General features: G+C 74.2%; 16 protein-coding genes. 7 read left to right on the top strand and 9 right to left on the bottom strand.

Annotation, left to right across the window (positions count from 1 at the left end):
• Positions 1 to 39: 39 nt before the first annotated feature.
• Genes O2W53_RS15575 through O2W53_RS15555 form a run of 5 tightly spaced genes read right to left on the bottom strand, consistent with a single transcriptional unit; the run spans position 40 to position 4,408 of the window.
• Positions 40 to 309, bottom strand: coding sequence for an acyl carrier protein (locus tag O2W53_RS15575; RefSeq protein WP_269163972.1), 270 nt, complete (start codon positions 307 to 309; stop codon positions 40 to 42).
• Complete coding sequence (locus tag O2W53_RS15570; protein WP_269163971.1) at positions 291 to 1,796, bottom strand: acetyl-CoA carboxylase biotin carboxylase subunit; 1,506 nt, start codon at positions 1,794 to 1,796, stop codon at positions 291 to 293. Before O2W53_RS15570 ends, O2W53_RS15575 begins: the two co-directional genes overlap by 19 nt.
• A complete protein-coding gene (locus O2W53_RS15565; protein WP_269163970.1) occupies positions 1,793 to 2,317 on the bottom strand; it encodes an acetyl-CoA carboxylase biotin carboxyl carrier protein in 525 nt (174 codons plus the stop codon). The genes O2W53_RS15570 and O2W53_RS15565 overlap by 4 nt, the downstream gene beginning before the upstream one ends.
• Before the next feature lies 1 nt (position 2,318).
• Positions 2,319 to 4,034, bottom strand: coding sequence for an acetyl-CoA carboxylase carboxyltransferase subunit alpha/beta (gene accA, locus O2W53_RS15560; RefSeq protein WP_269163969.1), 1,716 nt, complete (start codon positions 4,032 to 4,034; stop codon positions 2,319 to 2,321).
• 47 nt (positions 4,035 to 4,081) lie between these two features.
• On the bottom strand, positions 4,082 to 4,408 hold the full coding sequence (locus tag O2W53_RS15555; RefSeq protein ID WP_269163968.1) for a TcmI family type II polyketide cyclase: 327 nt from the start codon (positions 4,406 to 4,408) through the stop codon (positions 4,082 to 4,084).
• 379 nt (positions 4,409 to 4,787) lie between these two features.
• Between O2W53_RS15555 and O2W53_RS15550 the strand changes: the two genes are divergently transcribed.
• The 3 genes from O2W53_RS15550 (at position 4,788) to O2W53_RS15540 (ending at position 7,371) form a co-directional block, all read left to right on the top strand.
• Positions 4,788 to 5,576 carry a LuxR C-terminal-related transcriptional regulator gene (locus O2W53_RS15550; RefSeq protein WP_269163967.1) on the top strand — a complete coding sequence of 263 codons (789 nt, stop codon included), beginning with the start codon at positions 4,788 to 4,790 and terminating at the stop codon, positions 5,574 to 5,576.
• 134 nt (positions 5,577 to 5,710) lie between these two features.
• On the top strand, positions 5,711 to 6,526 hold the full coding sequence (locus O2W53_RS15545) for a response regulator transcription factor (protein ID WP_269163966.1): 816 nt from the start codon (positions 5,711 to 5,713) through the stop codon (positions 6,524 to 6,526).
• Positions 6,527 to 6,576: 50 nt separating this feature from the next.
• The gene (locus tag O2W53_RS15540) at positions 6,577 to 7,371 is read left to right on the top strand and encodes an aminoglycoside N(3)-acetyltransferase (protein ID WP_269163965.1); all 795 of its coding nucleotides are present in this window, start codon (positions 6,577 to 6,579) and stop codon (positions 7,369 to 7,371) included.
• Between the two features lie 39 nt (positions 7,372 to 7,410).
• Here O2W53_RS15540 and O2W53_RS15535 read toward each other — a convergent pair whose 3' ends face one another.
• A complete protein-coding gene (locus O2W53_RS15535; protein ID WP_269163964.1) occupies positions 7,411 to 8,337 on the bottom strand; it encodes an ABC transporter permease subunit in 927 nt (308 codons plus the stop codon).
• Positions 8,334 to 9,356, bottom strand: a complete 1,023-nt coding sequence (locus O2W53_RS15530; RefSeq protein WP_269163963.1) for an ABC transporter ATP-binding protein — start codon at positions 9,354 to 9,356, stop codon at positions 8,334 to 8,336. Before O2W53_RS15530 ends, O2W53_RS15535 begins: the two co-directional genes overlap by 4 nt.
• A gap of 335 nt (positions 9,357 to 9,691) precedes the next feature.
• Here O2W53_RS15530 and O2W53_RS15525 point away from each other — a divergent pair, with 335 nt between their 5' ends.
• The 3 genes from O2W53_RS15525 to O2W53_RS15515 all read left to right on the top strand — a co-directional run bounded on the left by O2W53_RS15525 (position 9,692) and on the right by O2W53_RS15515 (position 11,969).
• Positions 9,692 to 10,972, top strand: coding sequence for a right-handed parallel beta-helix repeat-containing protein (locus O2W53_RS15525; protein ID WP_269163962.1), 1,281 nt, complete (start codon positions 9,692 to 9,694; stop codon positions 10,970 to 10,972).
• A gap of 108 nt (positions 10,973 to 11,080) precedes the next feature.
• Positions 11,081 to 11,590: a hemerythrin domain-containing protein gene (locus tag O2W53_RS15520; RefSeq protein WP_269163961.1), complete on the top strand. Its 510-nt coding sequence runs from the start codon at positions 11,081 to 11,083 to the stop codon at positions 11,588 to 11,590.
• A 22-nt stretch (positions 11,591 to 11,612) separates the two neighbouring features.
• On the top strand, positions 11,613 to 11,969 hold the full coding sequence (locus tag O2W53_RS15515; RefSeq protein ID WP_269163960.1) for a VOC family protein: 357 nt from the start codon (positions 11,613 to 11,615) through the stop codon (positions 11,967 to 11,969).
• Positions 11,970 to 11,985: 16 nt separating this feature from the next.
• Here the strand turns inward: O2W53_RS15515 and O2W53_RS15510 are convergent, their stop codons facing one another.
• Positions 11,986 to 12,396, bottom strand: a complete 411-nt coding sequence (locus O2W53_RS15510; RefSeq protein WP_269163959.1) for a hypothetical protein — start codon at positions 12,394 to 12,396, stop codon at positions 11,986 to 11,988.
• Between the two features lie 109 nt (positions 12,397 to 12,505).
• Positions 12,506 to 13,333: a dienelactone hydrolase family protein gene (locus O2W53_RS15505; protein ID WP_269163958.1), complete on the bottom strand. Its 828-nt coding sequence runs from the start codon at positions 13,331 to 13,333 to the stop codon at positions 12,506 to 12,508.
• Between the two features lie 183 nt (positions 13,334 to 13,516).
• Between O2W53_RS15505 and O2W53_RS15500 the strand changes: the two genes are divergently transcribed.
• On the top strand, positions 13,517 to 15,091 hold the full coding sequence (locus tag O2W53_RS15500) for a molybdopterin-dependent oxidoreductase (RefSeq protein ID WP_269163957.1): 1,575 nt from the start codon (positions 13,517 to 13,519) through the stop codon (positions 15,089 to 15,091).
• Position 15,092: the final 1 nt, after the last annotated feature.

The raw sequence follows: 15,092 nt of genomic DNA, 5'->3' as shown, positions 1-15,092 counted from the left end.
CGCCGATCTCGCGAGGCGGGACGTGGACGGGGTCCTTCGTCAGGCCGGCTGGGACTGGGCCGCGGAGACGGTCGCGACGATGTCGCCGAGCGTGTAGCGCTCCGCGTCGTCGTCGGGCATCTCGGTGCCGAACCGGTCGTGCAGCTCGGTCTGCATCGAGAGGAAGGCCAGCGAGTCCAGCCCGATGTCGGAGAAGTGGGCGTCGGGGTCGGTGGTGCGCGACTCCGGCGGGAGGCCGGCCTTCTCCGTCAGCAGGTCCATCAGGTCGGTGAGGGTGAACGGGGCGTTGGTCATGGCGGGATCGGACATGGCGGTGTTCCTTCCAGGGACGGGACGGGGACGGGCGGTCCCGGCCGGTGCTGCTCGGGTGCCGGGACGAGTTGGAGGGGGCCGTGCGGGACGGGCAGCCCCGTGGTCGAGCTCTCGGCGAGGGCCGCCGACTGCACGAGCAGGTCGGGCAGTGCGCGGTCGAGGAACTCGATGTCGTGGCAGTCGGCGCGCACGTCGGGGTGGCGCAGCAGGGCGCGGTGCAGGCCGACGGTGGTGCGCAGGCCCGGGCCCTCGATCCGCAGCTCGGCCAGCGCGCGGTCCATCCGCCGGATCGCCTGGTCCCGGTCCGGAGCCCAGACGACGAGCTTGCCGAGCAGTGAGTCGTAGTGCGGGCTCACGTCGTCGCCCTGGCGGTAGCCGGTGTCGAACCGGGTCCACGGGCCGCCCGGGGGGCGCAGCACGTCGAGGTGCCCGGGTGCGGGGGCGAAGCCGCGGGTGGGGTCCTCGGCGTTGATCCGGCACTCGACCGCGGCCCCGCGCGGGACGACGTCCTCCTGGCGCAGCTGCAGACGTCGGCCGCTGGCGGCCAGCAGCTGCTCGCGGACCAGGTCGACCCCGGTGAGCATCTCGGTGACCGGGTGCTCGACCTGGATCCGCGCGTTCATCTCCATGAAGTACGCGCCCGCCTCGTCGACGAGGAACTCCACGGTGCCCGCCCCGGTGAAGCCGACCGAGAGCGCCCCGCGCACGGCCAGGGCGCCCAGCTCCTCCCGCTGCTCGGGGGAGAGGTGACCGGCCGGACCCTCCTCCAGCAGCTTCTGGTGCCGCCGCTGGAGCGAGCAGTCGCGCTCGCCGAGGGAGATCCCGGAGCCGTGGGCGTCGCAGAGGACCTGGACCTCCACGTGCCGGGCCCGGGTCAGGTAGCGCTCCACGTAGACCGTCGGGTCGCGGAAGACCGCCCGGGCGACCGCCCGCGTGCTGGTGAAGGCCTCGGTGAACTCCGCGGGGGAGGTCACCACCGTCATCCCGCGCCCGCCCCCGCCGGCGACGGCCTTGATGATCACCGGGTAGCCGATCGCGTCGGCGATGGCGCGGCCCTCGTCCGCCGTCCGGACCGGTTCGACGACACCGGGCAGCAGTGGCAGCCCGGCGTCGGCCATCAGCCGCCGCGCCGTCGCCTTGTTGCCCATCTGCTGCATGACCTCCGGCGGCGGGCCGACGAAGGTGAGGCCCTCCTTGTCGCAGATCTCGGCGAAGTCGGGGTCCTCGGAGAGGAAGCCGTACCCGGGGTGGACGGCGTCCGCGCCGGTGCGCAGTGCCGCCTCGATGAGGTTGGGCACGTGCAGGTAGCTGTGCCGCGGTGCGGCCGGGCCGATGTGGACGCTCTCGTCGGCCATCTCCACCACCGCGGAGTCCCGGTCGGGGGTGGAGCAGGCGGCGACCACCTCGATGCCCAGCTCCCGGCAGGCCCGCGCGATGCGGACGGCGATCTCCCCGCGGTTGGCGATGAGCAGCCGGCTGATCACCGCGGGCCCCCGTCGCAGCGCAGGTACATCAGCACCTGGCCGTACTCCACCGACTCGGCGTCCCCGACGACGACCTCGGCGACCACCCCCGCCTCGTCGGCGACGATCGGGTTCATCAGCTTCATCGCCTCGACGATCCCGAGCGTCTGACCGGCCTCGACCTCGTCGCCGACCCGGACGAAGGGCCCGGCGTCCGGGGCCGGCGCCGCGTAGAACGTGCCGACCAGGGGGGCGTGGACGGCGGTGAGGTCCGCCGGCACGTCGGTGTCGGGGGAGGGGTCCGCGGCGAGCGTGAGGCCGCGCGGCCCGGCGACGCCGGCGCCGTCGGCGGGCGGACGGTCCTCGGTGGCCCACTCGATCTCGATCGAGCTGTCCCCGTTGCGCACGGTGAGCCGGCGCAGGTCCCCGGGGAGGGTCCGGGCCAGCTGCAGCACGTCCTCCCGCAGCGAGCGCACCTCGTCGTCCTCGCCGGCGGGCGGGCCGGTCACCTCGGCTCGCTGGGCGAGCTCCCCGGGGCGCACGTCACCGCTCCACCGGCAGGACGGGCTGGAGCGCCCGCACCGGCCGTCCGTCGTCCACGTCGATGCGGGAGAACCGCCGCGACCGGGCCGCCAGCAGGGCGTCGACGTCCTGCCCGGCGAGTTCGTCCAGCTCCCGGCGGACCGCAGCGCGGAGCAGCCGCGCCGCCTCGGCCGGGTCGGTGTGCGCACCGCCCGGGGGTTCGGCGACCACGGAGGTGGCGATGCCGGACCGGTACAGGTGGGCCGCACCCAGGCGCATGGCCCGGGCGGCGGTCGGCGCCGCGGTGGCCGTCCGCCACAGGATGGCCGCGCAGCCCTCGGGGCTGATCACCGACAGGTAGGCGTTCTCCAGCACCAGCAGCCGGTCGGAGGTGCACAGCGCCAGCGCGCCGCCGCTGCCGCCCTCCCCGGTCACCACCGAGACGACCGGCACGCGGAGCCGGCTGCTGCGCATGATGATCTCGGCGATGGCGTGGGACTGCCCGTGCTCCTCCGCCTCCGGTCCCGGATGGGCGCCGGGGGTGTCGACGAGCGTGACGACGGGCAGCCCGTGCACCTCCGCGTGCCCGAGCAGCCGCATCGCCTTGCGGTAGCCCTCCGGGTGGGGCATCCCGAACTCGTGCGCCACCCGTTCGCGGACCGAGTGCCCCTTCTCGTGCCCGAGGACGACGACGCTGTGGCCGCCGATCGAGGCCACGCCCCCGATAAGGGCGGGATCGTCACCGAAGGCGCGGTCGCCGTGCAGCTCGACGAAGTCGTCGAAGGCGGTGTGCAGGTAGTCCGACGTCGTCGGCCGGTCCACCACCCGGGCCCGCTGGACGACGTCCCACGGGTCGCTGTCCGGGGGCGGCGTCACGTCGGGGGCGGTGGGGTCCGGCTCCTCGTCGACCTCCCCCCGGGGCCGGTCCGGCGCGTGCAGGGCCAGCAGCCGCACCAGCAGCGGACGCAGCTCGGCCCGGCTCTCCACCCGGTCGACCAGGCCGTGGGCCAGCAGGAACTCCGCGGTCTGGAAGTCGCTGGGGAGCTCGGCCCGGATCGTCTCCTGCACGACGCGGGGGCCGGCGAAGCCGACGTGCGCGCCGCGCTCGCCGACGAGGACCGAGGCGAGGGTGGCGAACGAGGCGGACACGCCCCCGTAGGTGGGGTCGGTGAGCACGCAGACCGAGAACAGCCCGGCCTCGCGGAGCCGGCCGAAGGCCTCGCTCACCCGGGCCATCTGGAAGAGCGAGAAGACGCCCTCCTGCATCCGCGCCCCGCCGCTGGCGCACACGGCCAGCAGCGGCAGGCACCGCTCGAGCGCCAGCTCGGCGGCGCCGCTCACCCGGCGCCCGACCTCCACGCCCATGCTGCCGCCGAGGAAGCCGAAGTCCATGACGGCCAGCACCACGGGGGTGCCCCCGATCGTGGCCACCCCCACGACGACCGCCTCGGACTCCCCGGAGCGGTGCGCGGCGTCCTGCAGCCGGTCGGGGTAGGCGCGCAGGTCGGTGAAGCCGAGTGGGTCGCCCTCCCGTTCTGGGAAGACCGTCTCGGCGAAGCTCTCGGGGTCGACGAGCTGGTCGATGCGGGCCCGGGCGCCGAGCCGGAGGTGCGCATCGCACTCCGGGCACACGTGCAGGTCACGCTCGAGCCGTCTGCGGTAGAGCAGCCACCCGCAGGCGGGACAGGAGGTCCAGTCCGTCGGCGCCGGCGGTGCGGACACCCCGGGCGTGGTCATCGAGGAGCGTGTCATCTCGGCCTCTCAACCGTGTGCTGTCGCTCGCCTCATTCGGGCGAGGACGTCCAGTGGTAGAAGCGGCGGGCCATCGCGTCCTGCGGTGAGCGCCAGGTGGGGCTGTACGCCTCGATGTAGGGCTTCAGGTCATCGCTCACGGCGCGGAAGGCAGGCAGCGACTGGGCGACCTGCATCGCCTCCGCCGGGGGGCGGTCGAAGCCGACCAGGTGCACGTAGATGCCGTGGAACTGGAACAGCGACCGGTGCCGCACCCCGATCTCGTGGGGCATCGAGGTCGCGTCGTAGCGACCGAAGACGGCGGCCACGTCGTCGGCGTGGGCCGGGTCCATCTTCGCGATGATCATCGTCTCGTGCACGGCTGCTCCTGCGGGCGTCGGGATCGGACCAACGAGGCGAACGCTAGGTCTGCGCCGGCCCGGTCGGCATCGGCCGCACGGGCGGTTCTGCAGGCGCACCCGGAGGCGTGGATGGGGGCGCCGCCTCCACCGCGAGGAGGGGGACCGGATCGCCCGGACGCCCGGGGTCGCCCGTCCGTCGTCGGTCACCTCCACCGCCCGGCGCGGTCGGGTGGTGCACCCGGGGCCGGGGGGACCACGACCCGGGTATGAACCCTGGGTGCGTTCGGTGACAACGCGCCCAAGCCGGTGGCGCTCACCGTGTGTCATCCCCTAACTTCCGAGACCGGTGAGATCCAGGCGGACGCCTCCTCGCGCCGCACGAGCGGAGTTGACAAGGATGACCGGCGACCCGTACATCGGCACGGCCCGCGAGGCGCTGCCCGATGGCGCGGTCGCCCGGTCGGCCGGCGACGGGGCACCTGCCGGTCGCCAGGGCGCCCCGGCCGGTGACGGCGCGGTCCGGGACGACGGCGGTGCCCCCTTCCGGGTGCTCATCTGCGACGACCACGAGGTGCTCCGGCACGGCCTGCGGGCAGTGCTGCTCCGGGCGCCCGACCTGCGCGTGGTCGCCGACGCGGGATCGGCGGCCGACGCCCTCGCCCTGGCCGTCCGGCTCCGGCCCGACGTCACCGTCGTCGGCCTCGGGGCGTGGGGACCGGTCGTGGCCGAGCTGGTGCGTGCGCTGTGCGAACTGGGGGTCCGGGTGGTCCTGCTCGGTGAGCCCGGATCGGGCAGCGACCTGGTCGACGCCCTGCAGGCCGGTGCGTGCGGCTACGTGCACACCACGGTCAGCCCCCAGCGGCTGGTCGACGGCGTGCGGGCGGTGGCCCGGGGCGAGATGGTGCTGGACGCGGCGGCCACCGGCGAGCTGCTGCACCGGCTGGACGCACCGGGGCAGGCCGACGGCGCTCGGATGTCGTTCAGCGGGGTGCTGACCGCGCGGCAGATGGCCGTGTCGCGGCTGGTCGCCGAGGGCCTCACCAACGCCGAGATCGCCGAACGGCTCGCCGTCAGCCGGGCCACCGTCAAGGGCCACATCACGGTGGCGCTGCGTCGGCTGGGGCTGCGGGACCGCACTCAGCTGGCGATCCACTTCCACCGTGCGGCCGGCGACCTGCAGGCCTGAGCGCCTGCTGTGAGTTCCGTGGACGAGAACCGACACAGGAACTCGATTGTCCGTTACCGTTCTGTCACCGCTGCTCTCGTCGGCCCACCGGGCGGTCGAGGGCGGTCCTTGCGGTGGCATCAGGGGGAGTTCGCATGAGACTTGCCGACCCACGGACCGAGACCGGGCACACCGATGCGCGCCCGCGGCCTGCCGACCCACCGAGCGTCCGGGCGGTGCTGCACGACGTCGTGGTCGTGCCCGACGGCCCGCCACCGCGGCCCGACCTCCGGCCCTGCGCGCGGCGGACGCCCCGGCACCTGGTCCAGGTGCTGATCTGTGAGGACCAGGAGGTCTTCCGGCTCGGGCTCCGTGCGGTCTTCGAGGCCCAGCCCGACATCGCGGTCGTCGTCGAGACCGCCGACCTCATGGAGGTCGTGGCGGTCGCCGACGGCCCCGGGACCCGCGTCGTCGTCGTCCGGCAGAGCCTGGTGGGGAGCGCCGCGCTGCCGTTGCTGCGTGACCTGTGCCAGCGCGGGGTGGGCGTCCTCGTGCTCGCCGAGGCCGGCGGCGGTGGCCGGACCGGCCTGATGGACGTCCTGCAGTGCGGGGTCCGCGGGTTCCTGCCGCGTCGTGCGGCGGCCCAGCGGCTGGTGGAGGCGGTGCGCGCCCTCGCCCGCCAGGAGCCCGCCCTCGACGCCGCCGTGACCAGTCAGCTCGTGCGCCACCTGACCGGGGAGGTGCCCAGCCAGACCGTGGTGGCCCGGGCCCTCGACCGGCTGACCGAGCGCCAGCGCGAGGTGGCCGAGCTGGTGGCGCAGGGGCTCAGCAACGAGGAGATCGCCGGCCGGCTGTTCCTCAGCTCGGCGACGGTGAAGAGCCACCTGACGGCGGTGATGCGCCGGCTGGACGTCCGGACCCGGACCCAGCTGGCGATCCTGGTCAACCGGGAGGACCTCCCGGCAGCCTGAGGAAGTCCCCGGCTCTGCAGTCCGGAATGGACAGCCGGTCGAATGGACACGTGAGCGCACCCATCGCACTGTCTGCTGACGACTTGCTCGCCGGGTGGAAGCGGGCCGGGGTCGCCCCCGGGATGAACGTGATCGTCCATGCGTCGCTGTCCAGCCTGGGCACGGTCATCGGCGGAGCAGCCACTGTGGCCGAGAGCCTCCGCCGGGCGGTGGGAGTGGACGGGACGCTCGTCGTGCCGGCGTTCACCCCGCAGGTTGCCGACCCAGCGCCGTCCGTGACCGGTGTCCCGGGGGGTGACGTCCGCGCACGCCGCGCCGATGTGCCGTTCTTCACCCCCGACCTGCCCTCGCCCATGGGGGCTGTGGCGGAGGCGGTCCGGACGTTGCCCGACGCGGTACGCAGCCGGCACCCGCAGGCCTCGGTGGCTGCGGTCGGCGCACACGCAGCTGAGATCGTCGCCGGGCAGCCCTGGCACTTCGCGGTCGGCGCGGGTTCACCCTTCCAGCAGCTGCACGACCTGGACGGCCAGATCCTGTTGGTGGGTGTGGGCCACGACCGGAACAGCTTCCTGCACCACGCCGAATCGCTGGTGCAGCACCGGCGGCTCAAACAACGGCGGTACCCGGTCGAGGTGGACGGCGAGCGGGTCTGGTGGGAGACCCTCGACGTCGGCGACGACAACGGGACGTACTTCCCCCTCCTGGGCCGGCAGTACGAGGAGCGTGCCGGCATCCGCCCGACGACGGTTGGCACCGCTCGAGTCGTCCTGCTACCTGCACGTGGCCTGGTCGCCTTCGCCGCCCGGCGGCTCGGCGAGTTGATCAGTGAGAGCTCCGCCGTCTGAGAGGTGGCGGGACATCGCGCTGCCTCGGACGGCACCCCCTCAGACGACGTCGCGCCGGGTCAGCAGCAGGCCGGTCACGATCGTGAACAGCACGAGGAACCCGGTGAGCACCCAGGCGGCCTGGGTCCCGTCGACGGTCGCCGCCACCCCGGGGGTGCGCAGGGCCGCATCGGGCCCGGCGAGCGCGGCGACCAGCGAGCCGGCGTTGACCCCGGGCAACGCGGCCTGGGCGGTGTCGAAGGCCCCGAGCAACGGCGCGGCGACGTTCACGATCAGGTTCTCCACGGCCAGCACCCAGACCAGCCCGAGCGCGATCGGCAGCGCGGTGCTGCGCAGGGCGTGCCCGAGCAACAGGCCCAGCGCACCCCAGGTGGCCGCGATGAGCAGGCCGCCGCCGAGCCCGCGCAGGAGCCGGCCGACCGTCGGCCAGTCGGCGGTGGCGGACTCGCCGGCGGCGATCGCCCCGCTCGCCAGGGCGGTCAGCGCGAAGCTCACCAGCACGGCCACGGCCAGCACCACGAGCAGGGCCAGGAGCTGAGCCGCCAGCACCTGGAGGCGGCGAGGGCCCTGGCCGAGCAGCGTCTTCAGGGTGCCCCAGCCGTACTCGCTGCCGGCCAGCAGGGCACCGAGGGTGAGCAGCAGGGCACCACCGAACAGCGGCAGCCCGGAGAGCGAGTTCAGCACCAGCTGGTCGGGCAGCATGCTCGCCAGCAGCACCTCCGGCGGCAGGCCCTCGAACGTGGCGCCGCGCTGGTAGCTCACGTAGGGGATGACCGTGCTGAACACCAGCTGCAGCGCCGGCCACAGCCCCAGCAGCACCCAGGTGGCCGGCCGCCGGAGGAGCTTGGTCAGCTCGGCCCGGACCATGGCCCCCAGCGACCCCGCCGTCCGGCCGGTCGTCGGGGCGGGGCGTGCGGGCTGCGCCGTCCCCACCCCGGGGTCATCGGTCTGCGTCGTCGCGCTCACCGCGCCGCTCCTCTCCGGGAGACCCGGGACAGCCGTCCGGTCCGTCGCGCCGGAGGACCGTCCGGTTCGGGGCCCGCGGCGGCCAGCTCGGACCCGGTCATCTGCAGGAACACCGCCTCGAGGGTCTGCGCCTCCTGGCGGAGGCCGGACACCTCGACGTCGGCCAGCACCAGCGCCCGGTTGATCCGGGCGGCGTCCTCCGGCCCCGCCTGGGCGTGCACGACCCCGTCGACGACCGACACCCGTTCCGGGCCCAGCAGCCGGGTGGTGACCGCGGCGGCCTCGCCCAGCGGCTCCGCCTCGATCACCAGCCGGCGGAGCCCGAGCAGTTCGTCGACGCTGCTCTCCACCACCAGCCGGCCGGAGGAGATGACCGCCACCCGGTCGCAGACCTGCTCGACCTCGCCGAGGAGGTGGCTGGACAGCAGCACGGTGTGGCCGTCGGCGGAGAGCCGCCGCAGCAGGGCGCGCATGTCGGAGATGCCCGCCGGGTCCAGCCCGTTGGTCGGCTCGTCCAGGACGACGAGCTCGGGGTCCTTGAGCAGCGCGGCGGCGACGCCCAGCCGTTGCTTCATGCCCAGGGAGTAGGTGCTGTAGCGGTCCCGGGCGCGGTCGGTCAGGTCGACGGTGCCCAGCACGGCGTCCACCCGGCCGGCGGGTGCACCGGCGTACCGGGCGAGCACCCGCAGGTTCTCCCGGCCGGAGAGGTACGGGTAGAACCCCGGGCCCTCGATCAGCGCGCCGACGCCCGCCGACGGGGAGCCGGCCGGCCGGCCGAGCACCGACGCCGTCCCGCTGGTCGGGCGCACCAGGCCCAGCAGCGCCCGCAGCGTGGTCGTCTTGCCCGCCCCGTTGGGGCCGAGGAAGCCGTACACCTCCCCACGCCGCACGGTGAGGGAGAGGTCGTCGACGACGGTGCGTGGCCCGTAGCGCTTGGTGAGGCCGGCGATCACCACCACCTCGTCGCCGGGGCCGGACTCGACGAGTGGCCGCACACCGACGGCCTGCGCTGGGGGCATGGCGGGACTGTGCTCCTGCGGCTGCGGTGCTGTCGACGGCGACTCGGGGTCGATCCGCAATTCCCTCGACGGGCGGCAGACCTGCGGTGCGCGGGCCAACCAACGGGTGCGACCCGGGGCGGGCCCGGGATGCGACCCCGGTCGCAGGTCGCCTCCTCCGCAGGTCGCGGGTTGCCACCTCGGGTGGGGAGAGTTGTCGACCCGCGGCGGCTGCGCGCGGTGCGGCGCGTCGAAGAGGGTTGTCCTCGCCTCGGGACCGGAAGCGGGACCGGGACGCCGGAGTGGGCGCCGCACCGGCGCGGCTCACCAGCGCGGTTCCTTCCAGGAGGGCGAGAATGGACAGCAGCACCAGCACAACGAGGGCACGCCGGGTCAGCTGGCGGACCCGCAGCCGGACGATCGTCCTGGCCGCAGCCCTGACCGTCGGGGCCCTGCCGGTGGGCACCGCCGCCGCGGGCGGCCCCAGCACCCTGGTGGTGCGCCCGGGGGAGTCGATCCAGGCGGCCGTCGACCGGGCGTCCTCCGGCGACACCATCAAGATCGCGCCCGGCACCTACCAGGAGGCCGTGTGCGTCGAGGGCAAGGGCCTCAAGATCATCGGGTCCGGCCCCAACACGACGCTCATCACCTGGCCGGAGTGGGGCCCGGGCGCACCGCTGCCCGACGTGGCGCCCAACGCCTGCTGGACGGCCAGCGAGGGCACGGACAACGAGGGCGATCCCAGCACCCTGGCCGACGACGTGTCCGGGATCTTCTTCCTGAACCCGGACAGCCCGGTCACCGTCGCGAAGCTCGGCACCCGCAACCACCCGGCCAGCGGGGTCGTCGGGTGGCAGGCCGACGGCTTCACCGTCAAGGCCACCTCGGGCATCGGCCACGAGCGGTACGGCGCGCTCGCCGCGGCGTCCACGGACATCACGATCGCCGGGAACGTGTACAAGGGCGTCGACCGGGGTGCGCCGTGGTTCGCCGGCACCGCCGGAGTCGGGGTCGGTGACTCCGACAACGCGAACGCGCGGATCACCGCCAACTACGTCGAGGGCTACAACCTCGGCATCTTCGTCCGCGAGTCGCGCGGCGGCTCCATCACCGCCAACAAGGTGACCGGCAACTGCGTCGGCGTGCTCTTCTTCGACGACGCGGTGACGGAGGTCCCGGACGCCACCCGGCAGGTTCAGGGCGGTGACTTCACGATCAAGGCCAACGCCTCGATCGCCAACAACCGCTACTGCATCGCCGGGCGTGACGGCGCCCAGCTGGTCTCCGGGGTCGGCATGTCCATCACGAACGCCGACTCCGTGCGGGTCGTCGGCAACCTGATCACCGGCAATCGCCCGGTCATCCCGGCCGGGGCGGAACCGATCAACTACCCGGCCGGTGGGCTGACGCTGGTCAGCTTCGCCCCGCCGCCGGGCACCCTCCCGCCCGGTGTCGCCGGGCCGGGGCTGGTGGAGAACATCGAGGTCAAGTCCAACCGGATCCTGGACAACGAGCCGGTGGACGTCTGGGTGACCCGGCCGATCCCGAACACGTTGCTGCAGGAGGCCGGCCCGGGGATCACCTTCCGGGGCAACAACTGCGGGGTCAGTGACCCGGCGAGCATCTGCGCCGACTGACGACCCGGGCACCGGGCGAGGCCCCCTCCCGTCCGCGGGAGGGGGCCTCGTCACGGGGCCCCGCCTCGGCGTCGCGCGGGGAGCCCGGATCGGGGGCACGCTGGCCCCATGGACATCACCGAGATCATCCTCGAGCAGCACCACCAGCAGCGACGCATGTTCGCCTACCTGGACGAGATGCCGCGCGGTGACAACGAGGCGCTGAGCGCCATGTGGGACCGGCTGGCGGCCTTCCTCGAGGTGCACGCCGAGGGGGAGGAGAAGTACTTCTACCCCCAGGTGCTGAAGCTGGGGAAGGGCAACCCGGACGGCGGCGTGCGCGACGAGGTCGAGGACGCGGTCTCCGACCACAACGAGATCCGGGACGCCGTCCGGAAGACGCAGGACCACCAGGTCGGCACCGACGAGTGGTGGACGGCGGTGTGGGAGGCGCGCAAGGCCAACGACGACCACATGGCCGAGGAGGAGCGGGAGGACCTGCTCGACTTCCGGCACCACGCCGACCTGCAGACCCGCCACGACATCGCTGTGCAGTTCCTGACCTACGAGGCGAAGCACGTCACCGGGATCCCGATCCAGGACAAGGACCCGGACACCTACATCGAGCAGAACGGCTGACCACGTGCAGGACCGACCGCGGATGACGCTGACCGGCACCGTGCTCGACACCCCGGACCCGCGCGGGCTCGCGCGCTTCTACGCGACGATGCTCGGCTGGCCGATCGCCACCGACGACCCCGAGTGGGCCACGCTGCGCCCGGGCGGGCCGGGGCTGTCGTTCCAGTTGGAGGCCGACCACGTGCCCCCGGTCTGGCCGGCCGGCCCCGGAGACCCGCGGATGCAGGCCCACCTGGACGTCGCCGTCGACGACCTGGACGCGGCCGTGGAGTTCGCCCGGTCGCTGGGCGCGACCGTCGCCGAGTTCCAGCCGCAGGCCGACGTCCGGGTGATGCTCGACCCGGCCGGCCACCCGTTCTGCCTCCACCTCCCGGAGTGAGCCAGCGGCTCCCGGCTCAGAGCTGGTCGTCCGGACGGCCGGCGAGCTTGCGCGCCCGCGCGACCGACAGGTCGTCGAGACCGGACACGCCGGTGTCCCGGTGCTGGACGGCCTGGTCCTCGATCCAGCGGGTGTGCGCCTCCCACGCGGCCTGCTTGGTCATGTCCAGTGCCCGGCCGATCGCCGCCCAGGACGCCCCGGTCTCCCGGGCGGACCGCACCGCCAGCTGCTGCCCGTAGCTCGCCTTCCTGGTGATCACCTGGCTCAGCGCGAGCAGCTCCAGGGCCTCGGGCTGGGTGAGGTGCTCGGCGGCGACGGAGTCCTCGGCGCTGGGATCGGCGAGCGAGTCGCGGGCTCGGAGGTCGTCGTAGCGGGCGACCGCCGTCCGCAGGGTGTGCTGGACGGCGAGCTCTGCGGGGCTGGTCATGCGCTCGACGGTCCTCGTCAGGTCAGCCTGACGCCAGCCGGTTTGCTCGCAGCGTAGGGCTCCCCTGGGTCCCTCCCGGTGGCGCCGGCCGGCGCCACCGGGAGGTCCCTCACAGGGACCGGGCGGTCGCCGGCAGGGCGGCCAGGCGTTCCCGCAGGAACGCCACGACCTGCTCGCGCGCCTCGTACGTCGGGTGGCCGGGGGTCGCTGCGTCGGTACTGGTGAGCACCCGGTGCTCCTGCTGGGCGATGCCCGCCTCGTTGCCCGGCCGGTTGTTCACCGACACCGGCAGCCAGCCGTCGCCGAACACCGCCCGCAGGGCCCGGAAGCGGTCGCTGGGCGCCGCGGTGTCCTCGCTGAACCGCAGGCCCATCAGGCGCAGGCCCTCGGCCGTGACCCGGGCCTGGACCGCCGCACGCTCCCGGTCGGACATCCCCGGGTCCCGCCGGCGTCCCGGGGTCAGCGGGAGCGGCGTCGACGGCTGGCTGGCGACGGGCGCGAGCACGGCCGGCTCGGCGGCGGAGGCCAGCGCCAGACCCCCGCTGACGCCCATCCCGATCACCCCGACCCCCGGGCCGCCCACCCGGTCACGTACCCGGCGGGCCACGGCCCGGACGTACTCGGCCGCCGGCCGGTCGGCCCGACGGGCGAGGGCGCGGAACTCCCGGCTGGTGCAGACCCCGGCGGAGCTGCGCACCGCGTAGCCCGGGCTCGTCGGCCGGCCCGGATCGCCGAAGAGGTCCACGGCGGTGACGGTGAACCCCGCACCGACCAGGTGTTCGGCCAGGCCCATCACCTCCGGCGTGAGGCCGGGCAGCTCGGGCAGCAGCACCAGGCCCGGCCCGGAGCCGCGCGTGTGCAGGGTGTGGGTGATGCCGGCGTTGGTGAAGGGCTCGGGCGCCCAGCCGGCCAGGACGGCGGATGACGACTCTGTCATCGGCTGATCGTGGAGCACGGGAGCCGATCGGTCGAGTCCTCGGCGAGGAGAACCGCTCGGAACGCTCCCCGGCGACGCTGCTCGGTCCGCACCGACGCCCGCCCAGCCGGTGTTCCGTGACGATCCTGCGTCGGTTCCCCGGCTCGGCGTGTCCCACCCGCCGAGTCGGGTGAAGCTGGGTACATGGATGACGCACAACCGGTCGAAGGACCGCGGGACGACGACGCGGCGCTGCGGGCACCGGCCGGCCGTGCGGCGCTGTCCGGGCTGCTGGCGGCTGCGGCGGGCATCGGGGTGGTCGAGCTGGCCGCCGGCGCCATCGACGGGGTGCCCTCGCTGGTCATCTCGGTGGGGGACGCCGTCATCGACAGCGTGCCCGGCTGGTTGGAGCGTGCCGCGATCGCCGCGCTGGGCACCAACGACAAGCCGGTGCTGCTGGCCTCGATCGGGCTGGTCGCCGCGCTGCTGGGCGCCGGCACCGGACTGCTGGCACGCCGCCGGTTCGTGCTGGGTGCGGTCGCGTTCGTGCTGATCACCGCGCTCGGTGTCGCCGCCGGCCTCGCTGCGCCGGACGCCTCCGCCGTCCTCACCGTGCTGGCCGGGGTGCTGGGCGCCGCGGTGGGGGTCACGATCCTGTACCACCTGCTGGCTGCCGCGGCCGCGGAGACGCGGGCGTCGGACGGGCCCGGGACGACGGGCCGCCGCAACTTCCTCCTGCTGGCCGGCGGCGCCGCCGCGGTGGCGGTGATCGGCGGCGTCGGCAGCCGACTGCTCATGGGGCGCGAACGGCTGACCGAACTCCGGGCGGCGATCCGGTTGCCCGTGCCGGTCCGGCCGGCGGGACCGGTGCCGGCGGGTGCCGACCTGGAGATCGCCGGTCTGACGCCGCTGTTCGTGCCGAACGAGGAGTTCTACCGGATCGACACCGCGCTGCGGGTGCCGACCATCGACTCGGCCGAGTGGCAGCTGGAGATCCGGGGGATGGTGGACAACCCGTTCACCCTCACCTACGACGAGCTGATGGCGATGCCGCAGATCGAGGCCGACATCACCCTGTCCTGCGTCTCCAACGAGGTCGGCGGCGACCTGGTGGGCAACGCACGCTGGCAGGGGGTCCCGCTGTTCCGGCTGCTCGAGCGCGCCGGGCTGCAGGAGGGGGCGACCCAGCTGGTCGGCCGGTCGGTCGACGGGTTCACCGCCGGGTTCCCCACCGTCACCGCCCTGGACGTCACCGAGGCCATGGTGGCCGTCGGGATGAACGGCGAGCCGCTGCCGGCCGAGCACGGCTTCCCGGCGCGGCTGGTCGTCCCCGGGCTGTACGGCTACGTGTCGGCGACCAAGTGGCTCTCCGCGATCGAGCTCACCGACTGGGACGTCGACGGCTACTGGGTCCCCCGCGGCTGGGCCAAGGAGGGGCCGATCAAGACCTCCACCCGGATCGACGTCCCCGGCCCGGGGCGGACCATCACCGCAGGGGAGCGTCCGATCGCCGGGGTGGCCTGGGCACCCACCCGCGGCATCGAGGGCGTCGAGGTGCGCATCGACGACGGCCCCTGGCAGCAGGCAGAGCTGGCCGAACGGCTCGACGTCGACTGCTGGCGGCAGTGGTACCTGCCCTGGGACGCGACCCCGGGCGTCCACGTCATCACCGCCCGGGCCACCGACGGGCTCGGTGAGGTCCAGACCGACGAGCGCACCCCGGTGGCCCCGGACGGCGCCTCCGGGTACCCGGTGATCGAGGTCGTCGTCGAGAGCTGAC

The sequence above is a fragment of the Modestobacter sp. VKM Ac-2978 genome, assembly GCF_026968025.1.
Lineage (GTDB): Bacteria > Actinomycetota > Actinomycetes > Mycobacteriales > Geodermatophilaceae > Modestobacter.
This window is presented reverse-complemented; position numbering and strand designations above follow the sequence as displayed.